Annotated in this window: 1 protein-coding gene; it reads right to left on the bottom strand. The window is 25.1% G+C overall.

Annotated features, from left to right (window positions below; genetic code table 11):
- Positions 1-135 precede the first annotated feature (135 nt).
- A complete protein-coding gene (locus AC3ASS_RS14390) occupies positions 136-552 on the bottom strand; it encodes a hypothetical protein (RefSeq protein WP_488284173.1) in 417 nt (138 codons plus the stop codon).
- Positions 553-730: the final 178 nt, after the last annotated feature.

Genomic DNA, 730 nt, shown 5'->3' with positions numbered 1-730 from the left:
TTGCCAAGAAAAAACGAGAAATTTTGAGAATAACCTAAAATAAGATAGGATGTGTCCAAATTTAGGGGGTCAATCCGATATTTCACTTTTAAAACTTCCGAAAACTTCATTTTTTGCTTCTCTTAAAAGTTACTATTAAAAAAATGATAAAACATACACTAACGAAATTAACAAAGAAAATATTTCATAAGACCAATTAAAGAGATAATTAAATCCAAAAAATGGAGTTATAAACAAGATATAGAATGGAAATGAAACACCCGAGATTATATCGTGTATAATATTTTCCATAAAGGCATTTTCTAATATTGCTATAAAGTAAACAAATAGACCAGTCACAGATCCTAAAAGTAAGAACACTTTTAATTTTTTTTCTGTTTTATTGTTAGACAAGCCAGTTTTTATTGATACTAGAAAAATAATCATAAATAAAACAGATACCAGTAAATTTACGATATTAATAGTAGAGTCTTTTATTGATGGAATAAAATTTAAAAATACAGCAATCAAATATGAGCAAATTAGAGCAACAAAAAAAATTGTCCTTTTCATTTCGCTATATCCTCCTCTAAACTTTTTAGTAGCTTTTATAGTATTCAATGTATTTTTTATTTCAAATTTTCTACACACCTCTACTTTAATAAACCAAATTTTGGAATGTCAACACAAAACTGTACATATTTTTTAAGGAAAGTAATTGATTCAAGGAGTTTTATATAAAACATTTATT

The sequence above is a fragment of the Bacillus sp. JST-5 genome (genome assembly GCF_057747715.1).
Note: the sequence above shows the minus strand (reverse complement) of the source record. Positions and strands in the feature narration are given on the sequence as shown.

What these genes read in the sequence shown, in the direction of transcription:
- AC3ASS_RS14390 (WP_488284173.1), bottom strand. Translation starts at nt 552, where the DNA reads ATGAAAAGGACAATTTTTTTTGTTGCTCTAATTTGCTCATATTTGATT.